General features: G+C 62.3%; 26 protein-coding genes. 11 read left to right on the top strand and 15 right to left on the bottom strand.

Features of this window, described 5'->3' with window-relative positions; translation table 11 throughout:
- The first annotated feature begins 16 nt into the window (after positions 1–16).
- The 6 genes from ampC (at position 17) to NCR98_RS27210 (ending at position 7,022) form a co-directional block, all read left to right on the top strand.
- Positions 17–1,192 (top strand): class C beta-lactamase, encoded by a 1,176-nt coding sequence (ampC, locus tag NCR98_RS27235; RefSeq protein ID WP_284503438.1) that lies wholly within the window; start codon positions 17–19, stop codon positions 1,190–1,192.
- 476 nt (positions 1,193–1,668) lie between these two features.
- Positions 1,669–2,754, top strand: coding sequence for a linear amide C-N hydrolase (locus tag NCR98_RS27230; protein ID WP_250494111.1), 1,086 nt, complete (start codon positions 1,669–1,671; stop codon positions 2,752–2,754).
- A gap of 82 nt (positions 2,755–2,836) precedes the next feature.
- A complete protein-coding gene (locus tag NCR98_RS27225; RefSeq protein ID WP_250528107.1) occupies positions 2,837–3,541 on the top strand; it encodes a DUF3348 domain-containing protein in 705 nt (234 codons plus the stop codon).
- 9 nt (positions 3,542–3,550) lie between these two features.
- Positions 3,551–5,830: a DUF802 domain-containing protein gene (locus NCR98_RS27220; RefSeq protein WP_250527901.1), complete on the top strand. Its 2,280-nt coding sequence runs from the start codon at positions 3,551–3,553 to the stop codon at positions 5,828–5,830.
- Positions 5,827–6,468 (top strand): OmpA family protein, encoded by a 642-nt coding sequence (locus NCR98_RS27215; RefSeq protein WP_244830162.1) that lies wholly within the window; start codon positions 5,827–5,829, stop codon positions 6,466–6,468. The genes NCR98_RS27220 and NCR98_RS27215 overlap by 4 nt, the downstream gene beginning before the upstream one ends.
- A complete protein-coding gene (locus tag NCR98_RS27210) occupies positions 6,465–7,022 on the top strand; it encodes a DUF2894 domain-containing protein (protein ID WP_250527900.1) in 558 nt (185 codons plus the stop codon). The genes NCR98_RS27215 and NCR98_RS27210 overlap by 4 nt, the downstream gene beginning before the upstream one ends.
- Before the next feature lie 25 nt (positions 7,023–7,047).
- Here NCR98_RS27210 and NCR98_RS27205 read toward each other — a convergent pair whose 3' ends face one another.
- The 10 genes from NCR98_RS27205 to NCR98_RS27160 form a co-directional block, all read right to left on the bottom strand.
- The gene (locus tag NCR98_RS27205; protein WP_250527899.1) at positions 7,048–8,049 is read right to left on the bottom strand and encodes a transketolase family protein; all 1,002 of its coding nucleotides are present in this window, start codon (positions 8,047–8,049) and stop codon (positions 7,048–7,050) included.
- Positions 8,046–8,888 carry a transketolase gene (locus tag NCR98_RS27200; protein WP_244830165.1) on the bottom strand — a complete coding sequence of 281 codons (843 nt, stop codon included), beginning with the start codon at positions 8,886–8,888 and terminating at the stop codon, positions 8,046–8,048. Before NCR98_RS27200 ends, NCR98_RS27205 begins: the two co-directional genes overlap by 4 nt.
- Before the next feature lie 24 nt (positions 8,889–8,912).
- A complete protein-coding gene (locus NCR98_RS27195; protein ID WP_250494103.1) occupies positions 8,913–10,241 on the bottom strand; it encodes an MFS transporter in 1,329 nt (442 codons plus the stop codon).
- Positions 10,242–10,329: 88 nt separating this feature from the next.
- Positions 10,330–11,079 carry an SDR family NAD(P)-dependent oxidoreductase gene (locus tag NCR98_RS27190; protein WP_244830167.1) on the bottom strand — a complete coding sequence of 250 codons (750 nt, stop codon included), beginning with the start codon at positions 11,077–11,079 and terminating at the stop codon, positions 10,330–10,332.
- A gap of 135 nt (positions 11,080–11,214) precedes the next feature.
- Positions 11,215–12,111 (bottom strand): LysR substrate-binding domain-containing protein, encoded by an 897-nt coding sequence (locus NCR98_RS27185; RefSeq protein ID WP_250527898.1) that lies wholly within the window; start codon positions 12,109–12,111, stop codon positions 11,215–11,217.
- 149 nt (positions 12,112–12,260) lie between these two features.
- Positions 12,261–12,848, bottom strand: coding sequence for a peroxidase-related enzyme (locus tag NCR98_RS27180; RefSeq protein WP_250527897.1), 588 nt, complete (start codon positions 12,846–12,848; stop codon positions 12,261–12,263).
- A gap of 19 nt (positions 12,849–12,867) precedes the next feature.
- Positions 12,868–15,477 carry a PAS domain-containing hybrid sensor histidine kinase/response regulator gene (locus NCR98_RS27175; RefSeq protein ID WP_250468400.1) on the bottom strand — a complete coding sequence of 870 codons (2,610 nt, stop codon included), beginning with the start codon at positions 15,475–15,477 and terminating at the stop codon, positions 12,868–12,870.
- A 221-nt stretch (positions 15,478–15,698) separates the two neighbouring features.
- Positions 15,699–15,875, bottom strand: a complete 177-nt coding sequence (locus tag NCR98_RS27170; RefSeq protein ID WP_244830173.1) for a hypothetical protein — start codon at positions 15,873–15,875, stop codon at positions 15,699–15,701.
- A 62-nt stretch (positions 15,876–15,937) separates the two neighbouring features.
- Positions 15,938–16,768, bottom strand: a complete 831-nt coding sequence (locus NCR98_RS27165) for a siderophore-interacting protein (protein ID WP_250527896.1) — start codon at positions 16,766–16,768, stop codon at positions 15,938–15,940.
- A gap of 14 nt (positions 16,769–16,782) precedes the next feature.
- The gene (locus tag NCR98_RS27160; protein WP_250527895.1) at positions 16,783–17,544 is read right to left on the bottom strand and encodes a PadR family transcriptional regulator; all 762 of its coding nucleotides are present in this window, start codon (positions 17,542–17,544) and stop codon (positions 16,783–16,785) included.
- Between the two features lie 150 nt (positions 17,545–17,694).
- Between NCR98_RS27160 and NCR98_RS27155 the strand changes: the two genes are divergently transcribed.
- A complete protein-coding gene (locus NCR98_RS27155) occupies positions 17,695–18,276 on the top strand; it encodes a flavin reductase family protein (RefSeq protein ID WP_250527894.1) in 582 nt (193 codons plus the stop codon).
- Between the two features lie 312 nt (positions 18,277–18,588).
- Positions 18,589–19,341, top strand: a complete 753-nt coding sequence (locus tag NCR98_RS27150) for a hypothetical protein (protein WP_250527893.1) — start codon at positions 18,589–18,591, stop codon at positions 19,339–19,341.
- Positions 19,342–19,435: 94 nt separating this feature from the next.
- Here the strand turns inward: NCR98_RS27150 and NCR98_RS27145 are convergent, their stop codons facing one another.
- The 3 genes from NCR98_RS27145 to NCR98_RS27135 are packed head-to-tail and all read right to left on the bottom strand — an operon-like array spanning position 19,436 to position 21,880.
- Entirely contained in the window at positions 19,436–20,779 is a 1,344-nt protein-coding gene (locus NCR98_RS27145; RefSeq protein WP_250527892.1) for an ATP-binding protein, read from the bottom strand.
- On the bottom strand, positions 20,776–21,516 hold the full coding sequence (locus NCR98_RS27140; RefSeq protein WP_250468395.1) for a response regulator: 741 nt from the start codon (positions 21,514–21,516) through the stop codon (positions 20,776–20,778). Before NCR98_RS27140 ends, NCR98_RS27145 begins: the two co-directional genes overlap by 4 nt.
- Before the next feature lie 7 nt (positions 21,517–21,523).
- The gene (locus NCR98_RS27135; RefSeq protein WP_250527891.1) at positions 21,524–21,880 is read right to left on the bottom strand and encodes a hypothetical protein; all 357 of its coding nucleotides are present in this window, start codon (positions 21,878–21,880) and stop codon (positions 21,524–21,526) included.
- Positions 21,881–21,916: 36 nt separating this feature from the next.
- Here NCR98_RS27135 and NCR98_RS27130 point away from each other — a divergent pair, with 36 nt between their 5' ends.
- From NCR98_RS27130 to NCR98_RS27120, 3 genes are read left to right on the top strand one after another with little or no spacing between them, the layout of a single operon-like run.
- Positions 21,917–22,105 carry a DUF4148 domain-containing protein gene (locus NCR98_RS27130; protein ID WP_250527890.1) on the top strand — a complete coding sequence of 63 codons (189 nt, stop codon included), beginning with the start codon at positions 21,917–21,919 and terminating at the stop codon, positions 22,103–22,105.
- Between the two features lie 39 nt (positions 22,106–22,144).
- Positions 22,145–22,417, top strand: a complete 273-nt coding sequence (locus NCR98_RS27125; protein ID WP_250527889.1) for a hypothetical protein — start codon at positions 22,145–22,147, stop codon at positions 22,415–22,417.
- A gap of 36 nt (positions 22,418–22,453) precedes the next feature.
- Entirely contained in the window at positions 22,454–22,870 is a 417-nt protein-coding gene (locus NCR98_RS27120) for an organic hydroperoxide resistance protein (RefSeq protein ID WP_250494097.1), read from the top strand.
- Positions 22,871–22,969: 99 nt separating this feature from the next.
- Here NCR98_RS27120 and NCR98_RS27115 read toward each other — a convergent pair whose 3' ends face one another.
- Together NCR98_RS27115 and NCR98_RS27110 are read right to left on the bottom strand one after the other, a co-directional pair.
- A complete protein-coding gene (locus NCR98_RS27115) occupies positions 22,970–23,593 on the bottom strand; it encodes a superoxide dismutase (protein ID WP_250468391.1) in 624 nt (207 codons plus the stop codon).
- A 30-nt stretch (positions 23,594–23,623) separates the two neighbouring features.
- Positions 23,624–24,115 (bottom strand): DUF2753 family protein, encoded by a 492-nt coding sequence (locus tag NCR98_RS27110; protein ID WP_250527888.1) that lies wholly within the window; start codon positions 24,113–24,115, stop codon positions 23,624–23,626.
- Between the last annotated feature and the right edge of the window lie 98 nt (positions 24,116–24,213).

The following is a 24,213-nucleotide window of genomic DNA, read 5'->3' as shown; positions in this document are numbered from 1 at the left end:
AAAACGGAGACGTTGCATGATCAGGATCGGGACGTTGAGCCTTTTGGCAACGGCCATTTTTTCCATCGGCGCGAGCCAAGCGGCGAATGCGGCGGCGGCGAGCGACAAGGCCATCAGGCAGACGGTCGATCGCACCATCGAGCCCTTGATGGCGCGCAATGGCATTGCGGGCATGGCGGTGGGGATCGTACTCGATGGCAAGACGCATATCTATAACTATGGCGTGGCGTCGAAGGAAGGCGCGAGGCCCGTCACGCGCGATACCTTGTTCGAACTGGGATCGGTGAGCAAGACGTTCACGGCGACGCTCGCTTCCTATGCCGAAGTGACCGGCCATCTTTCTCTCGACGATCACGTGAGCCGCTTCGTGCCGTCGCTGCGCGGCAGCCGTTTCGGCGACGACGTGACGCTCGTCGAACTCGGCACGCACACGCCGGGCGGCTTGCCGCTGCAAGTCCCCGACGACATTCACGACAACGCGCAACTGATCAAGTATTTCGAGGCGTGGAAACCTTCGTGCGAGCCGGGCACGTGCCGCACGTATGCGAATCCGGGTATCGGCATGCTGGGGTTCATCGCGGCGAAGAGCATGAATGCCGATTTCGATCAGCTCATGCAGCAGCGCATTTTTCCGGCGCTGGGATTGAAGAACACGTTCATCGACGTGCCGCCTTCGCGCAAGCACGATTACGCGCAAGGTTATGCGAAGGACGGCGCGCCCATTCGCATGGCGCCGGGCGTGTTGTCGTCCGAGGCTTATGGCGTGAAGTCGACTGCTGGCGACATGACGCGCTTCTTGCTGGCCAACATGAACGAAGCAGGACGTATCGATGCAAAGCTGCAACGCGCGATCGTCGCCACGCATACGGGCTACTTTCAAACCGGGCCGATGACGCAGGATTTGATCTGGGAGCAGTATCCGTATCCGGTCGAACTGCAGGCGTTGCTCGACGGCAATTCATCTTCGATGGCGCTGGAAGCGCATCCCGCCACGCGCCTCGACCCGCCGATGAAACCGCGTCAGGACGTGTGGATCAACAAGACGGGTTCGACCAACGGCTTTGGTGCTTATCTGGCATTCGTGCCGGAAGAGGACGTGGGCATCGTGTTTCTGGCGAACAAGAACTTCCCTATTCCGGAACGCGTCGCGGCGGCGCATGCGATCGTCAAGGCGCTGGATACCGTGAAGTAGGTTACAGATGCGCTGCATCGCGAGAAGCGCATCGACGTCCATAAAGGCGCGTGGGTTGAGCCGATACCCACGCGCTCAGAACATCACCGTCACGATTACCGTATCGCTATGACTGCCTGGCGGCCGGGTCGGTTGCGAAGTCGATATTCGACGCCGCAATTATTTCTTCGAACATGCGTGTGATTGAAAGCGGGCCTGTTACTCTGCCGCTCCTGCTCACTTGACGACGTGCGGGAAAAAATCCTGAAGCTATTGATTCATTGTATTTGTTTAGGTAATTTTCACCGGTTGGTTAAGCTGGCTCACCTTTGGCGCCGATGTTCGGCGCGCTTGGCATTTCGTCTTTACAAACGCTGGGAATTCCCCTATTTCTGAAGACGGCGCGGCGTCACCTCTAGAAACGCGCCGCCGTTCATCGCGCGAAAGGGTTTCGCCGTCCTCATTCAGAATTCGAAACGATAAACGGAACTGTTGCCATGACCCGAGGATTCACCCGGAAGCTCGTCTGTCTCTTTGCACTTGCTTGGTTGTCCACCTCGCTTGCTCTCGCCTGTACGCGCGCGCTGTATGTCGGCGACAAACTCACCATCACGGGCCGCACGATGGACTGGTCCGAAGACATGCGGTCCAACCTTTGGGTGATGCCTGCCGGCATCGAGCGCGATGGCAACGCCGGCGAGCGTTCCACCAAATGGAAAGCGAAGTACGGGAGCGTGGTGGTATCGGGCTACGACATCGGCACCGTGGATGGCATGAACGAACGCGGACTCGTCGCGAATGCGCTTTATCTCGCCGAGAGCGACTACGGCAAACCCGACCCGAAACGCGATCCGCTCTCCATCAGCCTGTGGGCCCAGTACGCGCTCGACAATTTCGCGACGGTCGCGCAAGCGGTCTATGTGCTGAGCCGCGAGCCGTTTCAGATCATCGCGCCGCCTTTGCCGGACGGCAAGCCGCTCACCATCCATCTGGCGCTCTCGGACGCGCGCGGCGACTCCGCGATCTTCGAGTACATCAAGGGCAAACTGATCATCCATCAAAGCAAGCAGTACAAGGTGGTGACGAATTCACCGGCGTATGAAGACCAGCTCGCCATCGACGCATACTGGAAAGGCGTCAGCGGCACGGCGTTCCTGCCGGGCACGAACCGCGCGGCGGACCGCTTCGTGCGCGCGTCGTTCCTCATGAATTCGATCCCCAAGCAGGCCGACCCGAACTACATGGCGGGCGTGCCGCAGAAGTCGTATCCGTTCCAGGCGGCGGCAAGTGTGATGAGCGTGATGCGTTCGGTGAGCGTGCCGCTCGGCATTCGCTCCGACAACATGCCGAATCTCTCGTCGACGATTTGGCGCACGGTGTCCGACCAGACCAACCTCGTCTATTACTTCGATTCGGCCACGCGCCCGGACACGTTCTGGGTGTCTCTGAGCAAGGTCGATCTGCGCCCGGGCGCGCCGGTGAGGAAGCTGACCATCGACGCGGGCCAAGTGTTCTCGGGCGAGACGGCGGATAAATTCGTGACGACGCCGTCGTTCACCTTCCTGCCCGCGAAAGCGCAGTGACGCCCGTGCGGCGTCCCTCCATCTCAAAATCGAGGCCGGCGCTGCGTCAGCGGTTAAAATAGTCAGCTTTTGCCCTGGTCATATCGTGCAAGCCCAGACGCGCACGGCGCTCAGCGGCCCGGCGCTCGTGCGTCTGCTGGCACGCATCGCCAACCTCGATGTTCACGAACCCGCCGCATCGCTTTCGGACCGCCTGAGCCAATGGCTCGGCTGGACCGATGCGATCGCGCTTTCGACCGCGCTCGCCGATGCGCCGCCGGTGCCTCTCGTGCCAATGCACTCAGGTGCGCACGCGCTGGAAGAAGCCTGCATGCGCATGCGCGCGTCGCTGGTGAATGCCGTCGCGGGCGGCGTGAAGCCTACACCCGGACGGCATCGCGCACGCGTGCCGACGCCACCTCCGGACGATCTTTCGCTCGACTTTGCGGCGTTCCGCCAGCGCTATGTGTCCTTGCAGCAGACCATGGAAACCGACATCGGCCTGTTGCGCGGCCGCTTGCGCGCGGCGCTTGCGGCGCAATCGCCCGATCTGGCGCGGCTCGCCGCCGTCGATGCCGTCATGGAACAGGCGTTGAGCGCACGCGAACGCAGCCTGCTCGCGCACGTGCCCGTGTTGCTCGGCAAGTATTTCGAGCGCATGAAGCGCGCAGCCGCGGACCAAGCCGCACCCGTGTCGAACGCCTGGCTCGATGCCTTTCGCGACGACATGCGCCACGTCTCGCTCGCCGAACTCGAAGTCCGTTTTCAACCGGTCGAAGGGCTGCTTGCCGCCCTTCGAACCCGCTAAAGCCACGCCATGCCTCGCTATATCCTGAATGTCGCCGTCTTTCTCGCTGGTCTTGCCGCCGTTTGCGGAATCGCCATTGGCTATGTCGGCTCGAATGCGCTCGCGTTTTGCGTCACGCTCCTGATCGGCGCGTGCTACCTCGCGGGCGCCGCCGAACTGCAGCGCTATCAGCAAACCACCTATGCATTCGCGCATGCGCTGCGGCAACTCGCCGTCACGCCGAAGAGCCTTGCCGTCTGGCTCGAAAGCCTGCCCGTGGGTCTGCGCAATGCGGTGCGCTTGCGGGTCGAAGGCGAGCGCGCCGCGTTGCCGGCGCCTGTGCTTGCGCCATATCTCGTCGGGTTGCTCGTGTTGCTCGGCATGCTCGGCACGCTGCTCGGCATGGTCGTGACGCTGCGCGGCACCGGCGCGGCGCTGGAAAGCGCGACCGATCTTTCGGCGATCCGCTCGTCGCTCGCGGCGCCGGTCACGGGCCTGAGTTTCGCGTTCGGCACATCGATCGCGGGTGTCGCGACATCGGCCATGCTTGGCCTGCTTTCAGCGCTGTGCCGCCGCGAACGGCTCGACGCCGTGCAGACGCTCGACCTCAAGATTGCGACGACACTGCGCGTATTTACAGAGACGCATCGGCGCGAGGAAGGCCTGAAGCTGATGCAACGGCAGGCCGAACTCATGCCGAAGCTGGTCGATCGCCTGCAAGCGATGATGCACGCCATCGAACAGCAGAGCATCGCGGCAAACGAGCGGCAACTGACCAATCAGGATGCGTTTCATGCCAAAACCGAGACTTCGTATCGGCGGCTGGCGGCATCGGTGGAACAGTCGTTGAAGCAGAGCGTCGCCGACAGCGCGCGCGCTGCGAGCAGCGCGCTGCAACCGATCATGCAATCCGCCATGGACGGCATCGCGGGCGAGACGGCAGCCTTGCACGGCAAGATCGAACAGGCCGTGGCGCGGCAGCTGGATGGCTTGTCGAGCGGCTTCGAGGCTTCGTCGGCGAAAATCGCGGGCATCTGGCAAGACTCGCTCGATAAACATCGGCAGTCGAACGAAGCGCTCGTCACGCGCATGGGCACGTCGCTCGACGGCTTCGCGCAAGGCTTCGAAACGCGCTCGGCCGCGTTGCTCGAAGGCGTATCGGCGCGCATGGAACGCATCACGAGCGGCTTCACGACTTCGGTGACGGAGATCGCGGAGCACTGGAACCAGTCGCTCGCCGGGCATCGAAAGTCGAACGAGGCGTTGATAACGGGAACGCGCGCCGCGCTCGATGGTCTTGCCGAAACGTTCGAGCAACGCGCGTCCGGTTTGATCGATGGCGTCGCCGCGCGGCTCGACCACACGTCATCCACGCTCGCAGAAACGTGGAGCGAAGCGCTCACGCAACAGACGCGCACCGGCGAGCATCTCGCCGCGCAACACGAGCAGGCGTTGCTTAACGCGACGGCGAGTTTCCAGGAACACGCCGCTTCGCTGCTGCTCGCCGTCGATCGATCGCACGCCGGTTTGCGCGACGAGATCGCATCGAACAGCGAAGCGCGCCTGAACGCCTGGACCGATGCGCTCGCCACGCTCGCCGCCAACCAGCGAGAACAATGGCAAGAGACGAGCGCGTTCGCCGCCGAGCGTCAACAGAACATCTGCGACACGCTCGCGCGCACCGCGAGCGAGATGGCCGCCGATGCCGAGAAGCGCGCGAGCGGCACCATCGCGAAGATCGAAGGACTGGTCGCGGCGGCGTCGGAAGCGCCGAAGCTCGCCGCCGATGTGATTGCGCAGATGCGCGAGAAACTCAGCGAATCCATGGTCCACGACAACGCCATGCTGGACGAGCGCACGCGCTTGCTCGCCACGCTCGAAACCTTGCTCGATGCGGTGAATCACACGTCGAACGAACAGCGTGTGGCCGTCGATGCGCTCGTCGCTTCGTCATCGGACCTGCTCGCGCGCGTCGGCACGCAGTTCACCGACAAGGTCGAGGCAGAGACCCTCAAACTCGAAGCGGTCGCGGCGCAAGTCACGAGCGGCGCGCTCGAAGTCGCGAGTCTCGGCGATGCGCTCGGCGGCGCCGTGCAGTCTTTCGGCGCATCGAACGAACTGCTCGTCGCGCATCTCAAGAGCATCGAGGCCGCGCTCGACAAGTCGCTTGCGCGCAGCGACGAACAGCTTGCCTATTACGTGGCGCAGGCGCGTGAGGTGATCGATCTGAGCACGCTTTCGCAGAAGCAGATCGTCGAAGACCTGCAGCGTATCGCGGGGCAGCGCGCCGCCGGAGCGAAGGCCGCATGAACGAGGAGATCGATGGCGGCGTGGAGGCCGCCGCGCCCATCTGGGCTGCGTTCGCCGATCTCATGTCGGTACTGCTGGGCGCGTTCGTGCTGATCCTGGTCGGCGTCATTGGCGTGCAGTTGCAACTGTCGACGCGGCTGGAAAACGAAGTCAAGCAGCGGCAGATGGAAACGCAGCGCCGCAAGACGCTGGAGCAGGCGCTGGCTGGCCCGCTCGCGTCGGGGCGCGTGACGCTGGTGAACGGGCGCATCGGCATTAGCGGCAGCGTGTTGTTTGCGTTGAATTCCGATCAGTTGCAGCCGCAAGGGCGTGATGTGCTCAAGAGCCTTGCAGGACCGCTTTCCGCCTATCTCGGTTCGCACGAAGAGATTCTGATGGTGAGCGGTTTCGCCGACGATCAGCAGGTGCACGAAGGCAATCGCCGCTTCGCCGACAACTGGGAACTCTCGGCCAAACGCGCCTTGACGGTGACGCGCGCGCTGATCGACGCGGGTGTGCCATCGTCGTCCGTATTCGCGGCGGCGTTCGGCTCCGAGCAGCCGATCAGTTCCAATGCCGACGATCTGGGTCGCGCGAAGAATCGTCGAGTCGAGATTTCAGCGGTGCCGCGGCCGACCAACGGTGGAGTAAAGCGGTGACTGAGCGCTCGCAAGCACGCGCAATGCTCGATGAATGGCGCGTTCAGGGCGATGATCGCGTGAGTCCGCTGCGCTTCGCGTTCATCGATTCGCTCGAACGGAGAGCGGGCGCGCAGCGTGGCGAGGCGCGTCGTTTGCTCGATGCACGCTTGCAGACCTTGCTCCATGACTACGCGCGAGAAGTCGAACTTGCCGCGCCTGTCGAGCCGTCACGAAAGGCTGAAAACACGCCGCTCGCCGTGCTGGTCGCCGACATGAATGCGCGCGTGGCGCAAGCCTCACAGAGCGAATTGCTCGAATACTTCCGCGAAGTGTGGGCCCGACTCAGCGCCGAGCAGCGCCTCAACGAGTCTCTCGCGCGGGTGCCGAAAAACGCGGGTCCGCTCAATTCGAGCAGTCTGGTGCATCGTTCGCTTGCATTGATGCGCGAAGTTTCACCCGCTTATTTGCAGCACTTTCTTGCGTATCTGGACGGGCTTTCGTGGATGGAAGAAATGGCGGGCGATGCACCCGCCGTCAAGAAACCCATGCGGGGCAAGGCGGCTCGCGGTTGAGCCGCGCCCGCCCGCATTCGTGCCGTTAGCCCAACCATCCTTTGATGGTTTCGCTCATCACGCTGGTGGAAATGCCATAACGGTCATGCAAGGTCGGTAACGCGCCGGCATCCAGAAACGCATCGGGCAGGGCGATCTGCTTGAACGGCGGCGCGACGCCAGCGTTCAGCAACGCGGCAGCGACACCTTCGCCAAGCCCTCCGATCACCGTGTGATTCTCGGCCACGACCACGAGCCGTCCCGAACGCCGCGCTTCGCGCACGATGGTCTCGGTGTCGAGCGGCTTGATGGTCGGCACATGCAGCACCGCGACATCCACGTTGTCGGCCTCGAGCGCCTTCGCGGTTTCCAGCGCGCGCATGGTCATGATCCCGGACGAGATCATCAGCACGTCGGCGCCATCGCGCAGAAGCTTCGCCTTGCCGAGTTCGAACTGATAGTCGTATTCGTCGAGCACGGCGGGCACGTTGCCGCGCAACAGGCGCGCATACACCGGCCCTTTGTGCGCGGCGATGGCGGGCACCATCTGCTCGATATCGAGCGCGTCGCACGGATCGATCACGGTCATGTTGGGCATGGCGCGCATCAACGCGAGGTCTTCGGCGGCCTGATGGCTCGGACCGTAGCCCGTGGTGAGCCCCGGCAATGCGCAGACGATCTTCACATCGAGATTGTCTTCGGCGATAGTCTGGTGGATGAAGTCATACGCGCGCCGCGTCGCGAATACGGCATAGGTCGTGACGAACGGCTGCGCGCCTTCATGCGCGAAGCCGGATGCCGCGCCCATCAGCAACTGCTCGGCCATGCCCATCTGGTAGAAGCGCTCGGGAAACTCCTTCGCGAAGATATGCAGGTCAGTGTACTTGCCGAGGTCGGCCGTCATGCCGATCACATTGCTCTTGGTGCGTGCAAGTTCCACCAGCGCGTGTCCGAAAGGCGCCGAGCGCGTGAGCTGTCCTTCGCTCGCGATGGACGCGATCATCGCCGATGTCTTCAGGCGCGGCTTTTGTGTCAGCGTGTCGCTCATGCTTGTCTCCCTTGTTCAAGTGCCTGCAGCGCCAGTTGCCATTCGTCGGCATCGACACGGATGAAGTGGTTCTTTTCGCGCTCTTCGAGAAACGGCACGCCGCAGCCCATGCGCGTATCGCACACGATGATGCGCGGCTTCGCTTCCTTCAAATTGCGCGCGTTATCGAACGCTTGTTTGACGGCGTCGATGTCGTTGCCAGTCACGCGCTGCACATACCAGCCGAACGCTTCGAGCTTCGGCACGAGCGGCTCGAACGCCATGATCTGCGTCGAGGGTCCGTCCGCCTGTTGATTGTTCACGTCGATCATGGCGATGAGGTTGTCGAGCTTCCAGTGCGATGCCGACATCAGCCCTTCCCAGATCGCGCCTTCGTCCAATTCGCCATCGGAAAAGAGCGTGTAGACAAAAGACTTCGATCCTTTACGCTTGAGACCGAGGCAACGGCCGACCGCGATCGTGAGCCCTTGTCCGAGCGAGCCGCCCGACATTTCCATGCCTGGCGTATAGCTCGCCATGCCGGACATGGGCAGACGGCTGTCGTCGCTGCCGTAGGTCTCGAGTTCCGCTTGCGGCAGGATGCCCGCTTCGAAGAGCGCAGCGTACAGCGCGATTGCATAGTGACCGTTGGACAAGAGGAAGCGGTCGCGCTCTTCCCATTCGGGATCTTCGGGGCGATAGTTCATCGCGCCGAAGTAAGCGACGGCCAGCACGTCGGCGATATCGAGCGCCTGGCCGATATACCCTTGACCTTGCACTTCGCCCATCAACAACGCATTGCGGCGGATACGGTAGGCACGCTCGGCGAGCGTGACCTCTTCGATGACTGCACTACTCATGATGTTTGTCTCCTTGAAAAATCTTTAGCGGTTCACGGTCTTGGCGGGCACGAGAAAGACCAGCGCCGCGCCCACGACGATTGCAATCGAGATGAAGATGAGACCGGCCGTCGATTTGCCCGTGAAGTCATTCAGCCAGCCGACGATGGTCGGAGAAAAGAAGCCCGCGAGATTGGCGAAGCAGTTGACCGCGGCAATGCCCGCCGCCGCCGACATGCCACCCAGCACGGCCGTTGGCAACGACCAGAATTGCGCCGATGAACTCAGGATGCCTGCCGCCGCCACGCTCACACAGATGATCGACGCGCTCACGCTGCCAAGCGTCGGCAAGGTGGCGAACGCCGCTGCGGCGATGAGCATGGGAATGGCCAGATGCAGGCGCCGCTCGCGGCGTTTGTCGGCGCTCGAACCGATGAGCGGCAGCGCGATGATGGCGCACAGATACGGAATCGCGGTGAAGATGCCGACCCACAGCGGGTCCGCCACGCCGGCACGTCGCACGATGGTCGGCAGCCAGAACGTGAGCCCATACTGTCCGAGCACGACGCAGAAGTAGATCGATGCCATCAGCCACAAGCGACGGTCGCCGATGAACGCGCGAATCGATACGTGCTGCACGGTCTGCGCATTGTCCTTTTCGACGTTGCGGGCGAGCAGGGCTTTCTCCGCATCCGTGAGCCACTTGGCTTGCGCAATGCTGTTGTCGAGATAGAAAAGGATCGCGACGCCGAGAAAGAGCGAAGGCAACGCTTCGAGCATGAAGAGCCACTTCCATCCGGCAAGTCCGTGCGCACCGGCAAGCGCATGCATGATCCAGCCGGAGAGCGGACCGCCGACCATGCCCGCGAGCGGAATGGCCATGAAGAACAGCGACAATGCCTTGGCGCGCCGCGCAGCGGGAAACCAGTACGTGAGATAGAGAATCACGCCCGGCGCGAAGCCCGCCTCGGCGACACCGAGCAGAAAGCGCAGGACATAGAACATCGTCGGCGACTTGACGAACACGAAGCTCGCCGAGATCACCGCCCACGTGAGCATGATGCGCGCAAGCCAGTTGCGCGCGCCGACTCGATGAAGAACGAGATTGCTCGGTACCTCGAAGAGGAAGTAACCAAGGAAGAAGATGCCTGCGCCCACGCCGTAGATGGTTTCGCTGAAGCGCAGGTCATTGAGCATCTGCAATTTGGCGAAGCCGACGTTCACGCGATCCAGATACGCGCCGAGATAGCACAGCATCAGAAAGGGGATGAGTCGCCGTCCGACCTTGGCGTAAGTCTGCGCTTCGAAGCTCGTGGAATCGGCAGGCGAAGCAAATTCGGCCGTGGCGGCCGGCGCGGAATATTTCGGTTTCATGCTTGTCTCCAATGGACCGGAAAAGCGCCTGCGCGTTGATCCGGTCACGTGCCCCGGTTGGTCCGGGTGCGTATCTGAGGTCGAATGCTTAGTGAATCAGCATGCCGCCGTTCACGTCGAGTGTGACTCCGGTAAGGTAGGAAGAGAGGCCGCTCGTGAGAAAGAGGCAGGCGTTGGCGATATCGGCGGCGTCGCCCAGACGTCCGAGCGGAATGCCCTTGATGATGTCCGTGCGCATTTCAGGTGTGAGTTTGTCGCCCGTGATGTCGGTCTGGATCAGGCCCGGCGTGATGGAGTTCACGCGGATGTGGTCGGGGCCGAGTTCGCGCGCCATCGCGCGGGCAAGACCGAGCACGCCCGCTTTGGCCGCGCTGTAATGCGGGCCGCCGAAGATGCCGCCGCCGCGTTGCGCGGAGACCGAAGACATGCAGACGATCGAGCCTTGCTGCTGCTTCTTCATCTGCGGAATCACGGCTTGCGACATATAGAGCGTGCCGCGCAAATTCACGCCGATGACCGCATCGAAATTGTCCGCGCTGATTTCCAGCGTCTTGATCGGTTGCGTGATGCCCGCGTTGTTGATGAGCGCATCGATACGCCCGTATTTCTCGATGGCCGCGTTGGCGGCATCGACGCAGGCGGCTTTGTCGGTGACGTCGCAGGCAAGACCGAGATGGCCGTCGCCGAGATCGCTCGCGGCGCTTTCGGCATCGGCCTGACGCAGATCGAGAATGACGATGCGCGCGCCTTCTGCCGCGAGCGCCCTGGCCGTTGCCTTGCCGATCCCGCGCGCCGAAGCCGCGCCCGTGACGATCACTACCTGGTTGTCGAGCAGCATGTTTGTCTCCGTTGGTTGTCTGGTGTGGATGCAGTGTCTTCGCGTTCCACATGACGATCAACGGAGTTTGTCTCAGCTATTGCTGAGAAATTTTCAGGTGTTCGCGGCGCCTTTCACTACGGGCCTTGAGGGCTGTCACCGTCTCTCACGGCCTCGTTCAATCTCCTGGTCCATCCACGCGAGAAACTTCGCGACGCGCGGCAGGTCCGCGTTCTGACTGGGGTATACCAGATGATGCGCGCCGACTTCGACGGCATACTCGCGCCCGAATACCGGCACGAGCGAACCGCGTTCGAGATGCACGGAGGCGAGCATGGTGCTTTCGAGCGCGATGCCATGACCGAGCGCGGCGGCTTCGAGCGACATGTAGGAGCGATCGAAGGAGAAATCGAACGCCTTGCGCCGCGTTGCCACGCCGAACTTGCCGAACCACTGCTGCCATTGTACGAGCGGCGACTCGGAGAAGATCAGCCTGTGTTCGATCAGAGCGTCGGGCGATGCCACCGGATAGCGTTCCAGATACGCGGGAGATGCAAGCGGCGCAATGGTTTCGTGACGCAGGGTTCTGACTTCGATATCGGTCCAGTGCCCGTAGCCGTGACGGACATCGACATCGTAAAAACCCGAGGTAAAGGACACGTTTTCATAGGAGCACGCGAGGTTCATCTGGATATCGCCATTCGCCTCCTGGAACGCGGCGAGGCGCGGCAAGAGCCACATGAGGCCGAAGCTCGGACTCGAATGAATGCGTAGTATCTCGACCGATGTTTCGCTCGATGCCCGCTCGGTTGCGCGGTTGAGTTCGGCGAGCGCGCCGGTGACATCGGCAAGATATTGCGTGCCGGTGGGCGTGAGAACGAGGCCGCGTCCGAGCCGCGTGAAAAGCGCGCGGCCCACGATGCTCTCTAGATTCGCGAGCTGATGACTGACCGCGGAGGGCGTGAGGCCGAGTTCATCGGCGGCGCGGTTGACGCTCTTGGTGCGGGCGACGCTTTCGAACGCGATGATCGACTTCAGGGGAGGAAGGCGCATGGATGCGAGCGTGGAGTTGTCGAGGAGCGGGGCGGTGAAGTTTAGCTCGATTCGTGGGGCATACGCAGTGCAATGGACTCGCAAAGCACAGCCATTTCAGCGCCGCGGGAAGACTTGCGAAACGAATGCTTCCTTCTCTCGACAGGCCGCTAACCGCGCTCCCTACCCACCCGTCCCATCAGATAAAACTCCTCGTTCGGCCGCATGGAGATCACGTTCGCCATGCGGTTCGACAACCCGAAAAACGCCGTGATCGCCGCGATATCCCACGCGTCTTCATCGCTGAAACCGTGTTCGCGCAGCGTGGCAAAGTCTCTATCCTCCACCGTGCCTGAGGCCTGGCAGACCTTCAACGCGAAATCGAGCATGGCCTTTTGACGCGGCGTGATGTCCGCCTTGCGATGATTCACCGCGACCTGATCCGCCACCAGCGCATTCTTCTCGTAGATGCGCAGAATCGCGCCATGCGCGACCACGCAGTAAAGGCAATCGTTCACCGCGCTCGTCGCCACCACGATCATCTCGCGCTCGCCCTTGGTCAGCCCGCCGTCCTTCAGCATCAGCGCATCGTGATACGCGAAGAACGCACGAAACTCGTCGGGCCTGTGCGCAAGCGTCAGGAACACATTCGGCACGAAGCCGGCCTTCTCCTGCACTTCGAGAATGCGCGCACGGATATCGTCCGGCCACGCTTGCGGATCGGGAACGGGGTAGCGGCTGATGGGACGCGTGGTCATCGTTTCTCCGGTCATGGCTTCATCGCGCGACGGTCAGCGACGAAAGCAGCTTCAATAAACTATCCACGTTGACGGGCTTGACGAAGTGATAATCGAAACCCGCTGACTGCGCGCGCAAGCGATCCTCCGCTTGCCCGTAGCCGGTAATTGCGATCAGCATGGGCGCACGTTCGCCCTTGCGCCGCAAGCGCCGCGCCAGTTCGTATCCGTCGATATCCGGCAGGCCGATGTCGAGCAGCGCGACATCCGGATGAAACGGCGGCGCGGCATCGAGCGCTTCGGCCGACGAATACGCCACGCGTGCCTTGTGTCCTTCCGATTCGCACAGCATGGCGAGCGAATCGGCGGCATCGCGATTGTCATCGACCACGAGTATGCGCAACGAAGCATTCGCTTTCGGCGCTTCGGTATCCGACAACGCGCGCGCGGAATGCCGCTCATGATGATGAAGCCGCGGCAGCCGCACCGTAACCGTCGTGCCGAGTCCCGGTCCCGGACTTTGTACGGTGATGGTTCCCTTGTGCATCTCCACGAGCTTCTTCACGAGCGAAAGGCCGATGCCAAGCCCGCCATTCGAGCGGTCCAGCGTGCGCTCGCCCTGCGAGAACAGCTCGAAAACCTTGGGCAGAAGGTCCGCCGAAATGCCCGTGCCGCTATCCGCGATGACGATCGAAACCCACTGTGCATCCGCCTGAACACTCACCGAAATGCGTCCCTGCTCGGGCGTGTACTTGCTCGCGTTATTGAGCACGTTGACGAGGATTTGCGAGAGCCGCGTGACATCGCCGCAGACCCAGGTGGTGGCATCGGGGACATCGACGGCAATATGCTGCGAGCGCGCCTCGACCATGCCGGCAATCGCCTCGACCGCGTGATACACCGCCGTGCCCACGAGTATCGGTTCCACTTGCAGCGCAATGCGCCCCTGCGTGATGCGCGACACTTCGAGCAGGTCATCGACGATACGCGTCATGTGTTCCACTTGTCTGCGCATGAGGTCGATCATCTCGCGCGTTTGCGCCTCGACGTCGTGATCCTTTTGCACGAGGGCAATCGCCGTGCGCAGCGGCGCGAGCGGATTGCGCAATTCATGCGCGAGCATTGCGAGAAACTCGTCCTTGCGACGGCCGGCCTCGCGCAACATGAGTTCCATGTGCTTGCGTTCGGTGATGTCGATCACGCTGCCGATGATGCGCAACGGCACGCCGTCCTTGCTGCGCTGAAGCAGGGCGCTGCCCTGCATCCACTGTTCCCCGTGCATCGTCTGCACACGAAACTCGAACTGGCTGCCCGGATCTTCGCCGGATGCCACGCGCCGCACGTAATGGTCGAGCGTCGCGGCATCGTCGGGATGCACGCGGGCGAGCGCCGCGTCATACGTGATCGTGTCGTTCACCTGCCATTCGCCGCCGGTTTCGAAAAGGAGCGTCCAGGTTTCGAGTTCGAGCGATACGATATGAATCTTGGCCGCCTGCATCGCCACCGTAAGACGCAGGCTGCGCGCTTCGATGGCGGCCTGCGCCTCGTATTGTGGCGTGACGTCGGTGGTCGTGCCGAACCATTCCTGCAGGGCGCCCTGATGATCGTAAAGCGGCGCGGCATGCGCCTGCACGATGCGGTAGGTGCCATCGCGTCTGAACATGCGGAACGTGAGCGTGAGCGCGTTGCCTTGTCGCACGGCGTCGAGCCACGTGCTGCGCGTGCGCTCGCGGTCGTCGGGATGCACGAAGTCGAGCCAGCCGAAGCCCATCAGACGATCGGGCGGCGCGCCCGTGAACTTCTCCCAGTCGCCGCCGGAGGGGCGAATAGCGCCGTTGGCATCGGCGGACCAGACGAGCGCATCCGTCGATTCGACGAGCGCCCGATATCGTCGCTCGGAACGGCTCAGACGCTCTTCGTCCGCGCGCTGTTCGCTTATATCGAAGCTCACGCCGTAGACGCGCGTCAGCACGCCATGCCGGTCGAACTCGGGATGCCCGCGCATGCGCAGCCAGCGATGCTCGGATTGATCGCCATCGAGCATGAAATCGAACTCGAACGGACCGCCGTCGCGCAGTGCTTCGGTGAGCATGCGCTGGAACGGCTCGCGATATTCCGGCGCAACGCGATCCCACACTTCCGAGAGCATGACGGCCTCGGTGCCCGGCGGAAACGAATACAGCGCGGCGAGTTGCGCGGTCATGCGCACCACGCGCGTTTTCATGTCCCATTCCCACGCGCCCATGCGCGCGCCCGCGAACGCAGCCTGCAAACGCCGTTCGCTTGCTTCGTACAAGGCCCATGCATGCCGCGATTCGTGAATGTCGATGGCCACGCCGACCGTATCGCCGAACTCGCCTTCGTCGTCGCGACGCGCCTGTAAGTGAAGCGTATGCCAACGGTAAGCGCCGTCCGCGCGCAAGAGACGCACATCGACATTGCGCAGCAGCGTGCCGTCGCGCATTTGACGGAGCGCATCGAGCACGGGCGGGATGTCGTCGGGATGAACGAAGGCGTCCCAGTGACGGCCTTCGAGTTCCGGCATGGCAATGCCGAGATACCGGCAAGCCCACGGATTGGCGTAGCGGATAGTGCCGTCTCGCGCCGCACGCCAGACGAAGGACGGCAGGAAATGAGCAGGATCGTGCATGGGCGTCTTTGCTTCGAATCACCGGCAAGACGCGTTGCCTGGTGCGATATATGGTTGTGAGCTAGGGGTCGTACCAATAGCTTAGGGATACCATACATCAAAGCGCGGCAACATCGGCGCTTCCGAGCAAGTTCAACACTCGGTAGAGCGTGTGATTCGGTACAAAGTGCGCTGCGAACGCCCGTTCGCGGCGCTATGTACTCTGCACTTCGTTAAGAGAACTAGCCTGCTTCGCCTACGTCTTTCGGATCGGGCAGCTTGCCTCCTTCGCTGCCCTTGGCGGGTTCTGGCTCGTTCTTTAGTTCACTTTTCTGCTCATCGGAAAGACGCCGGTCAGCCACGTTCGGATCTTCGCTCGTCTGCTTTGGCGGCGTCTGTCGTTCGTTTTGCTCGCTCATGTGCGCTCCACGCGTTGGGTTCGATGGAGCATATTGCACGCGGCGTGCCCAGGCTTCTAGCGTTACTCGTCGATGGTCCCGTGCACGCCTTGCTCGCCATGCTTCCAGTAAGCCGAAGCCCGAATGCGCCGCTTGTCGAGACCGCGTTCGTTGCACAGCAACTGGCGCACTGCGCGCATGAGCGTGGCTTCGCCGGCGGCCCAGACGTATCCGTCGCCTTCGGGCAGATACGTGTAGCGCAAGGCGTGCAAGAGCGCGGCATGTGCATCGTCGCTGTCGCTGCGATAAATCCACTGCGCGAAGAGATCGGCACGCGTGTCGAGTTCGATATGCGCCGCTGGGTCCGCCGCCTGAATCAGCGTGGCCACGCGTGTACCGGCAGGCAATTCTTCGAGCCGCCGCGCGATGGCGGGCAGGGCGGTTTCATCGCCGATCAAGAGATGCCAGTCGAATTGCGCGGGAATGACGAACGAGCCACGCGGCCCGCCGATGCCGAGGTACTGCCCTGGCTTGGCTTGTGCCGCCCACGCGGTGGCCGGCCCGGCTTCGTGCATGGCGAACTCGAGGTCGAGCTCGCGCGCGGCGCGATCGAAGCGGCGCGGCGTGAAATCCCGCGCGACGGGGCGCGGCTTGTCCGGATCGAACACTGGACCATTCGGGCCTGCTTGCGGCACTACGGGCTTGTCCTCGCCCGGCAGCGGGAAAAACACCTTGACGTGGTCGTCGAACGAGGCGCTTTCGAAGTCGGCGAGATCGTCGCCTCGAAGCGTCACGCGCACCAAATGCGGGTTGAGCGTGGCAACCTGCGTGACTTGCAGCAATCGAAACTTGAGCGCATGCCGCACGCGCGTGACTTCCAGTTCGGGACGGTGTTGCAGTGCGGATTCTGTCATCGTGTGTCGCTCCTTTACGCCTGCTTGGGCGCGGGATTCTGTTCGATCTCGGCGGTCGCGCGCGCCAGAATTTCGGCGATACGGCGTTGCTCGTCCGGCGATACATCGGTGCGCAAGACCAGCGCGCGTTTCAGCGCTCGGCGCGCGGCGATCAGCTCGGGCGTCCAGCCGTTGTCGGCGGCGGTATCGTCGCTTTCCTCGCCGGCATAGGCGCGGCGCACGAGGTCCATCTTGCGGGCAAAGTGCGTGAGCTTCGCGAGCATCAGGTCGATGCGTTCGCGGTTCGCTGCCAGATAGTCGCGGCCCGCGTCGGACAGCGCGTAGCGCTTGCGGTTGCCTTCCACTTCGACAGTCGCGTAGCCGATTTCTTCCAGGTATGTCAGCGCCGGATAGACCATGCCGGGGCTCGGGGCATAGAAACCGTTCGAACGGTCTTCGAGCGCCTTGATGAGTTCGTAACCGTGACGCGGCGCCTCGGCCAGCATGGCGAGCAGCAGCAGTTGCAGGTCGTCCGAGGAGAACTTGCGGCCGCGCGGCATGCCGTCTTCGCCGCCTAAGCCACCGCGTCCGCCACGGCCACCGAAGCCGCCGCCGAAGCCGCCGCCGAAGCGGTCGTCTCCGCCGCCACCTCCGCGTCCGTGCCGGCCGATCAGCCCCAGGCGGGAGAAGGCGAAACGCTCGACCCACTCGGGCGCGTTGCGAATGTCGAAGGGAAAATCGAAGCCAGCCGCGCGAGAACCCGCGTCGCGCCCGCGATGAAAACATTTGGATCGCATGAGATCACTCCTTAGATATCGTAAAACATATCTAAAGATATATATCGTAAGAGCGTCTGTCAAGCGACTATTTCAGGATGAGCAGCCGTCCGGCGATGCCACCTACAATCCTTCGATATTCACCCCTACCTAATCACGCAGGAAACTCAGATGACTCACTTCCGCTCCGTCGCCCTTGAACACGCAAGCCGGTTGATCAATCACGGACCCACCGTGCTCGTCACGAGCGTTCATGGCGAACGTCGCGACGTGATGGCCGCGGCCTGGTCGATGCCAGTCGAATTCACGCCGCCGCGCATCGCCGTGGTCATCGACAAGAGCACTTACACGCGTGAACTCGCGATGGCGAGCGGCGTGTTCGGCGTCGTCATTCCGGGCGCGGCGGCTATCGACTTGACGTTTGCGGTCGGCTCGACGAGCGGACGCGAGATCGACAAGTTCAAGACTTTCGGGATCGAGACGATAAAAGGACCAGTGCTCGGTCTTCCGTTGATCGAGACGAACTGTGCGGCTTGGCTGGAATGCCGGCTCATCAGCGAGCCGCATACCGAAGACGCCTATGACACGTGCTTCGCCGAAGTCGTGTCCGCTGCGGCCGACGAACGCATTTTCTCTAACGGTCATTGGAACGTGGATGACTCCAATGCGTCGCTGCATACCATCCATCATCTTGGCGCGGGCAAGTTCGTGCGCGGCTCATCCATGCAGCAAGCCAAGCCGCTCACGCGATAAAACTTGCCGCTTGTCGAGGCTGTCGTCGGTCGATCTGACGCGGCCTTGTACGCCTTTAGAGCGCATGTTCTAAGCGTGATTTAAAAGGTCTAAAGAATCTCTTTTCCCGGTCGTTAAGCAGTCGACGAACGCGAGGCACCGATGGTGCACTTGCGTCGCAAATAACAAGCACGCGATCCGTCACATGAACTCGGACGTGTGCGATAGGTGGGTGAGGACAGGTTTCATACAGTCACGGGCTTGCTGCGAAAGCGGCGCGCCGGTGTGACTGCCATGAAGGCCGCTCGCACCATCCGGGGAAAGGGGTGTGGTATGAAACAACGGTTTTCGGGTTTGCGATTCGTCGTTTATCTCGTGGGCTTCACGGGGCTACTGTGGCTGAGACTTTTGATCTCACCCGATGGCAAAAGCGGCGTGTTGGCCTTCTTCGCGTGCGTGGCCTCGCTCGCGGCGGCTTATCTGGTTTATTACGCGGCGTCGGAGGGTTACTTTCGCAACCTTGCCGGTGGCGTGGTGGTTTATCTTGCCATCGCGGCAGTGGTCGTGGCGTGTCCGCCATTCGTCTTGCTGCTTGCGTTCTGGTCGGTGACGAGCCTCTTCAAGCAACGCCGCGCGCTGCTCATGCATGCGCTTGCAAGCGTCACATTGTTCCTGCTCATCTTTCCGATGCCGCTCGCCGAGCGCCTTGGCATGCCTGAACTTGCGGGTGCGCCAGCGGGTCTCGCGTATTTGGTGTTTTCGCTCGCGTGGTCGGCTGTGGCGGCGCGCAGTCCGTTGAAGATCGGCCTCTTCAAGTTCGCGACGATGCTTGTGGCCCTGCCGCTCATTGGTACTTTCGTGTCGCTGGTTGGCGGCGGGATGCTGAATCGTCCGGAGCGGCGTGTGCGTAATTCGCTGGCACGTTCGCGACGGGCGATGCAGTTGGCTTTGCCTGCGCCCGAGGCTACAGCGGCTTCTTCCGCCTCGCGTGTGGCTTCGACCGATGCCGGATTGGCGTTGCCTGCCGCCTTGATCGCGGGGATCGCGGCTGAGGTGCTGATGCCGGTGGCTGTCGCGGCTGAGTAGGAGAGGTGTTTCGCCGATATGCTTGGTGGATGAGCGTATCGGCGGGGATGTTGGAGGCAGCTTGTCGGCACGCGGAAGGCAAAGCCGCAGCCCACTAAGCCTTCACCACCAACCTAGCCTCCAACCCACCCCCCTCACGCTCATGCAGCGTGAGCGTCGCATCCATCGCAAGCGTCAATTGACGCGCAATCGCGAGCCCCAGGCCGGTCCCTCCGGTCTGCCGGTTACGCGATCCTTCCAGCCGCACGAACGGCTCGAACACCGCTTCCAGCGACTCGGCCGGAATACCCGGTCCGCGATCCAGCACCACGATCGAAGCGCCTCCGTCCGGCAGTCCGCCGATCTCGATCTCCGCTGCTCCGGCGAACTTGAGCGCGTTATCCACGAGATTGCCGACGATCCGTCGCAACGCCTGCGGCCGCGTCACCATCGTGCCGCCGATACTTCCCTTGAGCGACACGACCTTGCCCGCATCGAGATAATCGTTGAGAAGGCTCTCGAACAGCGCGTCCGAATCGACACGGAGCGGCGCCTCGGTCGTGCCGTGCAACGTCCGTGCATAAGTCACGCCTTCCTTCACGAGCGTTTCCATCTCCTGCAAATCCTGCTGTAACCTGAGACCGGCAGGATTTTCATCCATCGTGTCGACGCGCAATCGCATGCGCGTAATCGGCGTCTGCAAGTCATGCGTGATGGCCGCGAGTATCTGCATGCGCTGGGTCATGTACATCGAGACGCGGTCTTGCATTGCGTTGAATGCCTTGGCCGCGCGCGTTACTTCGTCCGGACCGTGCTCGGGCAGACGCGTGGCCTTGAGGTCCGGACCGAGCGTGTCCGCGGCTTCGGCCAATTGCTTGAGCGGGCGCGTCGCGATACGCACCGCGAGCCAGCAACATGCCGCGAGCAGCACGAGTTGTCCTGCAAGCACGAGCGGCAGCCACGCGGACAGCGGCGTGCCGACCATCGGATGCATGTCGATGGTGAGCGGGCTGCCATCGGTGAGACGCAAGTGAACCTGCATGCGTTCGGCATCGCCGGGAACGGCATTGACCGTCAGCGGATAACGCTTGCCGATGCCATCCGCAATCGACTTCGCAAAGCGCTCGGAAAGCGCGGCATCGAGCGGCGTGCCGCTTTCGCCCGGCCCGAGGATGAATTGATAGCTGCGGCGCGCCAGTCGCGGCAGCCACTCGGCGCGTTCGGCGGGCGGCAGATGATCGAGCAGCGCCACGGAACTCGTCACCTCGCGCTCGACGTAGCCGACCATCACGTTGGTCATCGACTGATCGCGCTCGGTCATCGTGATCCAGAACGACAGCGTCTGCGCAAGCGCGATACCCACGAACAGAATCACCGCGAGCCGCGCGAACAGCGTGCGCGGCCAGGGCAAAAACCGTGGCGGATGCGCGGGCGATGTCGTTGCACCGAGCGCGCTCATGACGATGCATCCAGCGGCGTGACCGCAGCGGAAAACACGTAGCCTTCGCTGCGCAACGTCTTGATGTAGCGCGGCTCGCGCGCCTCGTCTCGCAGACGCTGACGCAAACGGCTCACCAGCAGATCGATGGAGCGGTCGAAGGCATCGGCCTGACGGCCTTGCGTCAGGTTGAGCAATTGATCGCGCGTAAGCACGCGTTGCGGATTGTCGAGGAACACGCGCAGCAGGCGATATTCCGCGCCCGACAGCGCCACCATGGTGCCTTCTGCATCGAGCAGATGGCGCGCGGTGGTGTCGAGCCGCCAGTCGCCGAAGCCCAGCATTTGCGCCGATTCGGTCACTTCCATTCCCGGCGGCAACATGCGTGTGCGACGCAGCACGGACCGAATGCGCGCGAGCAGTTCGCGCACGGCGAAGGGCTTGGGCAGGTAGTCGTCCGCGCCCATTTCGAGGCCGAGAATGCGGTCGGCTTCCTCGTTGCGCGCGGTGAGCATAAGCACGGGCACCGCGCGGAACTTGCTCGCGCGCAATTCGCGGCACAACACGAGGCCGTCCTCGCCGGGCAGCATCAGGTCGAGCACGATCAAATCCGGCGCGCCTTGTTCGAGCGCCGCGCGCATCTGGCGTCCGTTGGCTGCGAGCGAAACGCGCATGCCATTCTTTTCGAGGTAGGTCGCGAGCAACTCGCGGATACCGCGATCGTCATCGACGATCAGCACATGGTCGGTCGTTTCCATCGATAGCTCACGGCTTCTTGCGCTTGATCTGCACGCGGCCCGTGGCTATTGAGAGGCACTGCGCCGGACGGGCCAGTTCGGTTGCGATACCGCCGAATAAAAACGCTGCGACGGCGAAGAACTGCTTCATTTCAATCTCCCGCGTGATCGCTGTGTCTGCGTTATAGCGCAAAACGCGAGCGGTTTTGTATCGCAGTGTATCCGGACTTTCTCGCGACACATGCGGATTCACTCGCCGGTCTTGAACGGCGCTTCGTATCGCAATGTATCCGCGCTGCCTTCGATACAAAACATTGCTCACGCAACACACAGCGGATACGTCCGAACGTTTTAATGCTTCAACGACGGCGTTGGCGGATTTCAAGCGTCGCCTCTCACCCACCAGTTAAGGAGTAGCACCATGAAGATTTCTATCTTTGCTTTCGCTCTCGTTGCAAGCGCCATGACGGGCATTGCTCACGCGGAGGTCCACGCCACGTCGACGCAACCGCAGGTCGGCAAGACACGCGCGCAATTGAAGCACGAACTCGTGCAAGCGCAAAAGAACGGGCAGATCGCGGCGCTCGCGAATCTGTATCGCGGTAGCTGATCGGCACGCATTGTCTCAATCCATTTCGTGAGGTTCACCATGTTCAAGAAGCTCTTCACCGCTGCAGTCGTCGTTGCTAGCGCCACTGCCGCAGGCTCCGTTTTCGCAAGCAGCGGATACGGTCCCGCGCCGCACGGTGACACGTCGGCCGGCGTGCGCGCATCGCAACGCGCTCAGCGTGTGCAGTCCATCAACGATAGCGGCATGCAGGACTTTGGCGGCATGCGCGATGTCCAGACGCAATCTGGCAGCGCATCGACGATCACGACTTTCCCGACGAGCGGCACGGGTTCGCTCTTCGCGCACCACTAACGCCTTGATCAACGCCTACCGAAGGAGATGAACACCATGACGCAACTCAACAAGCTTCTCTACACCGGCAAGACACACGTGACCGGAGGCCGCGATGGCGCGGCGTGCAGTTCCGACGACCGGCTGAATGTCAGGCTCACGCCGCCCGGCGCGCCTGGCGCGGGGACCAATCCCGAGCAATTGCTCGCAGCGGGATGGTCCGCATGCTTCATCGGCGCGATGGGCAAGGCGGCCGCGAAACTGCAAGTGAAGTTGCCGGCCAATACCGCCGTCGATGCAGAGATCGATCTGGGTATGAATGGCGATGCGTACTTGCTGCGCGCGCGCCTGAACGTGAGCTTGCCGGGCATCGAACGTGATGCGGCGCAGGCGATCGTCGAGGGCGCGCATCGAACCTGTCCGTATTCGAAGGCGACGCGCGGGAATATCGATGTGACCATTACGGTAGTTTGAAGCCGCAAAAACTAAGCGCAGCCATGCAAAGTGCACTGGCTGCGCTTCTTTCTGCTGGCCGTTCAAAGCGGGAAAGCTCCCGCTCGCGATACTCGAGACTTACTTCTTCGCTTCGGCAAAGCGCCGCGCGACTTCCTTCCAGTCGATCACATTGAAGAATGCGGCGATGTATTCGGGCCGGCGATTCTCATACTTCAGATAATAGGCGTGCTCCCATACATCGAGACCGAGAACCGGCGTATTGCCCGAGCCGATTCCCGACATCAACGGGTTGTCCTGATTGCCCGTGCTTTCGACCGCGAGTTTGCCCTGCGGTGTCACGCTGAGCCACGCCCAGCCGCTGCCAAAGCGCGTGAGTGCGGCCTTGGTGAAAGCTTCCTTGAAGGCATCGAAGCCGCCGAGGTCGGTATCGATAGCTTGGGCCACTTCGCCTTCCGGCTTGCCGCCGCCTTGCGGAGACATGATGGTCCAGAAGAGGCTATGGTTCGCGTGGCCGCCGCCGTTATTGCGCACCGGGGTGCGGACCGCTTCGGGCAGTTTGTCGATCTGCGTGATCAGTTGCTCGACCGGCAAGTCCTTGTGCTCCGAACTCTCCAGCGCGGCATTCAGATTATTCACATAGGTCTGATGATGCTTCGTGTAATGCACTTCCATCGTGCGCGCGTCGATGTTCGGCTCGAGTGCATCGTAAGCGTAGGGCAGGGGAGGCAGGGAATAAGCCATTGCGAATCTCCTTTTTGACGATGAGAGGAATCAATGCCGGGCCGGGCCGCTGGCGGAAAGCGCCAGACTGGCGTTTTCGATGGTCCGGGCAATGAGGGAATGCGGCCCATGACGGGCGACGTGGCGGATCAGCGCCACGTGTGTTTCGCGGCTGTGACGCAAGGCGGCTTGCCGGATCGTGACCGGCCGCTCTGCGCTTACGGACAGCGCCAGAAGTGCTTCGTGCGCCTCGCAGCGCAACTGCGCGGCGGCGTCCTGATTGCCTTGTTCTGCGTAGTGATCGGCGAGGTTGTGATGCGAGACGACGAGCGCCGCGATACAGTCCTCGCCGCGTCCGGGCGGCGGTGCTTCGATGAGTCGACGCGCGATCTCAAGTGCGTGCTCGAAGGTCGAGCGTGCTGCCGTGGTCTGTTGTTCCGCTGCGGCTTTGATCGCTTGCCGCATGAGTGCTTCCCACACGGGAAGACTCGGGCTGTCTTGTGCCGATATGTCCACGGCTTCGAATTCGATTCGTTCGTGCATGGCGTAGGCTCCAGTTCCTGCGCCCTTTGCGTCGACGAAAAGCCTGCGTACTCGGGACAAACAATGATAACCAGTATCGAGGGAGTCTGCACGCGGGG

The organism is Caballeronia sp. GAWG2-1, assembly GCF_023631405.1.
GTDB lineage: Bacteria > Pseudomonadota > Gammaproteobacteria > Burkholderiales > Burkholderiaceae > Caballeronia.
The sequence above is the reverse complement of the archived record's forward strand: the minus strand, read 5'-3'. Positions and strand labels throughout refer to the sequence as shown.

Bases quoted from the DNA above. Each gene is read 5' to 3' on its own strand.
- ampC (WP_284503438.1), top strand. From the start codon at position 17: ATGATCAGGATCGGGACGTTGAGCCTTTTGGCAACGGCCATTTTTTCC.
- NCR98_RS27230 (WP_250494111.1), top strand. From the start codon at position 1,669: ATGACCCGAGGATTCACCCGGAAGCTCGTCTGTCTCTTTGCACTTGCT.
- NCR98_RS27220 (WP_250527901.1), top strand. From the start codon at position 3,551: ATGCCTCGCTATATCCTGAATGTCGCCGTCTTTCTCGCTGGTCTTGCC.
- NCR98_RS27215 (WP_244830162.1), top strand. From the start codon at position 5,827: ATGAACGAGGAGATCGATGGCGGCGTGGAGGCCGCCGCGCCCATCTGG.
- NCR98_RS27205 (WP_250527899.1), bottom strand. From the start codon at position 8,049: ATGAGCGACACGCTGACACAAAAGCCGCGCCTGAAGACATCGGCGATG.
- NCR98_RS27200 (WP_244830165.1), bottom strand. From the start codon at position 8,888: ATGAGTAGTGCAGTCATCGAAGAGGTCACGCTCGCCGAGCGTGCCTAC.
- NCR98_RS27195 (WP_250494103.1), bottom strand. From the start codon at position 10,241: ATGAAACCGAAATATTCCGCGCCGGCCGCCACGGCCGAATTTGCTTCG.
- NCR98_RS27190 (WP_244830167.1), bottom strand. From the start codon at position 11,079: ATGCTGCTCGACAACCAGGTAGTGATCGTCACGGGCGCGGCTTCGGCG.
- NCR98_RS27185 (WP_250527898.1), bottom strand. From the start codon at position 12,111: ATGCGCCTTCCTCCCCTGAAGTCGATCATCGCGTTCGAAAGCGTCGCC.
- NCR98_RS27180 (WP_250527897.1), bottom strand. From the start codon at position 12,848: ATGACCACGCGTCCCATCAGCCGCTACCCCGTTCCCGATCCGCAAGCG.
- NCR98_RS27175 (WP_250468400.1), bottom strand. From the start codon at position 15,477: ATGCACGATCCTGCTCATTTCCTGCCGTCCTTCGTCTGGCGTGCGGCG.
- NCR98_RS27170 (WP_244830173.1), bottom strand. From the start codon at position 15,875: ATGAGCGAGCAAAACGAACGACAGACGCCGCCAAAGCAGACGAGCGAA.
- NCR98_RS27165 (WP_250527896.1), bottom strand. From the start codon at position 16,768: ATGACAGAATCCGCACTGCAACACCGTCCCGAACTGGAAGTCACGCGC.
- NCR98_RS27160 (WP_250527895.1), bottom strand. From the start codon at position 17,544: ATGCGATCCAAATGTTTTCATCGCGGGCGCGACGCGGGTTCTCGCGCG.
- NCR98_RS27155 (WP_250527894.1), top strand. From the start codon at position 17,695: ATGACTCACTTCCGCTCCGTCGCCCTTGAACACGCAAGCCGGTTGATC.
- NCR98_RS27150 (WP_250527893.1), top strand. From the start codon at position 18,589: ATGAAACAACGGTTTTCGGGTTTGCGATTCGTCGTTTATCTCGTGGGC.
- NCR98_RS27145 (WP_250527892.1), bottom strand. From the start codon at position 20,779: ATGAGCGCGCTCGGTGCAACGACATCGCCCGCGCATCCGCCACGGTTT.
- NCR98_RS27140 (WP_250468395.1), bottom strand. From the start codon at position 21,516: ATGGAAACGACCGACCATGTGCTGATCGTCGATGACGATCGCGGTATC.
- NCR98_RS27130 (WP_250527890.1), top strand. From the start codon at position 21,917: ATGAAGATTTCTATCTTTGCTTTCGCTCTCGTTGCAAGCGCCATGACG.
- NCR98_RS27125 (WP_250527889.1), top strand. From the start codon at position 22,145: ATGTTCAAGAAGCTCTTCACCGCTGCAGTCGTCGTTGCTAGCGCCACT.
- NCR98_RS27120 (WP_250494097.1), top strand. From the start codon at position 22,454: ATGACGCAACTCAACAAGCTTCTCTACACCGGCAAGACACACGTGACC.
- NCR98_RS27115 (WP_250468391.1), bottom strand. From the start codon at position 23,593: ATGGCTTATTCCCTGCCTCCCCTGCCCTACGCTTACGATGCACTCGAG.
- NCR98_RS27110 (WP_250527888.1), bottom strand. From the start codon at position 24,115: ATGCACGAACGAATCGAATTCGAAGCCGTGGACATATCGGCACAAGAC.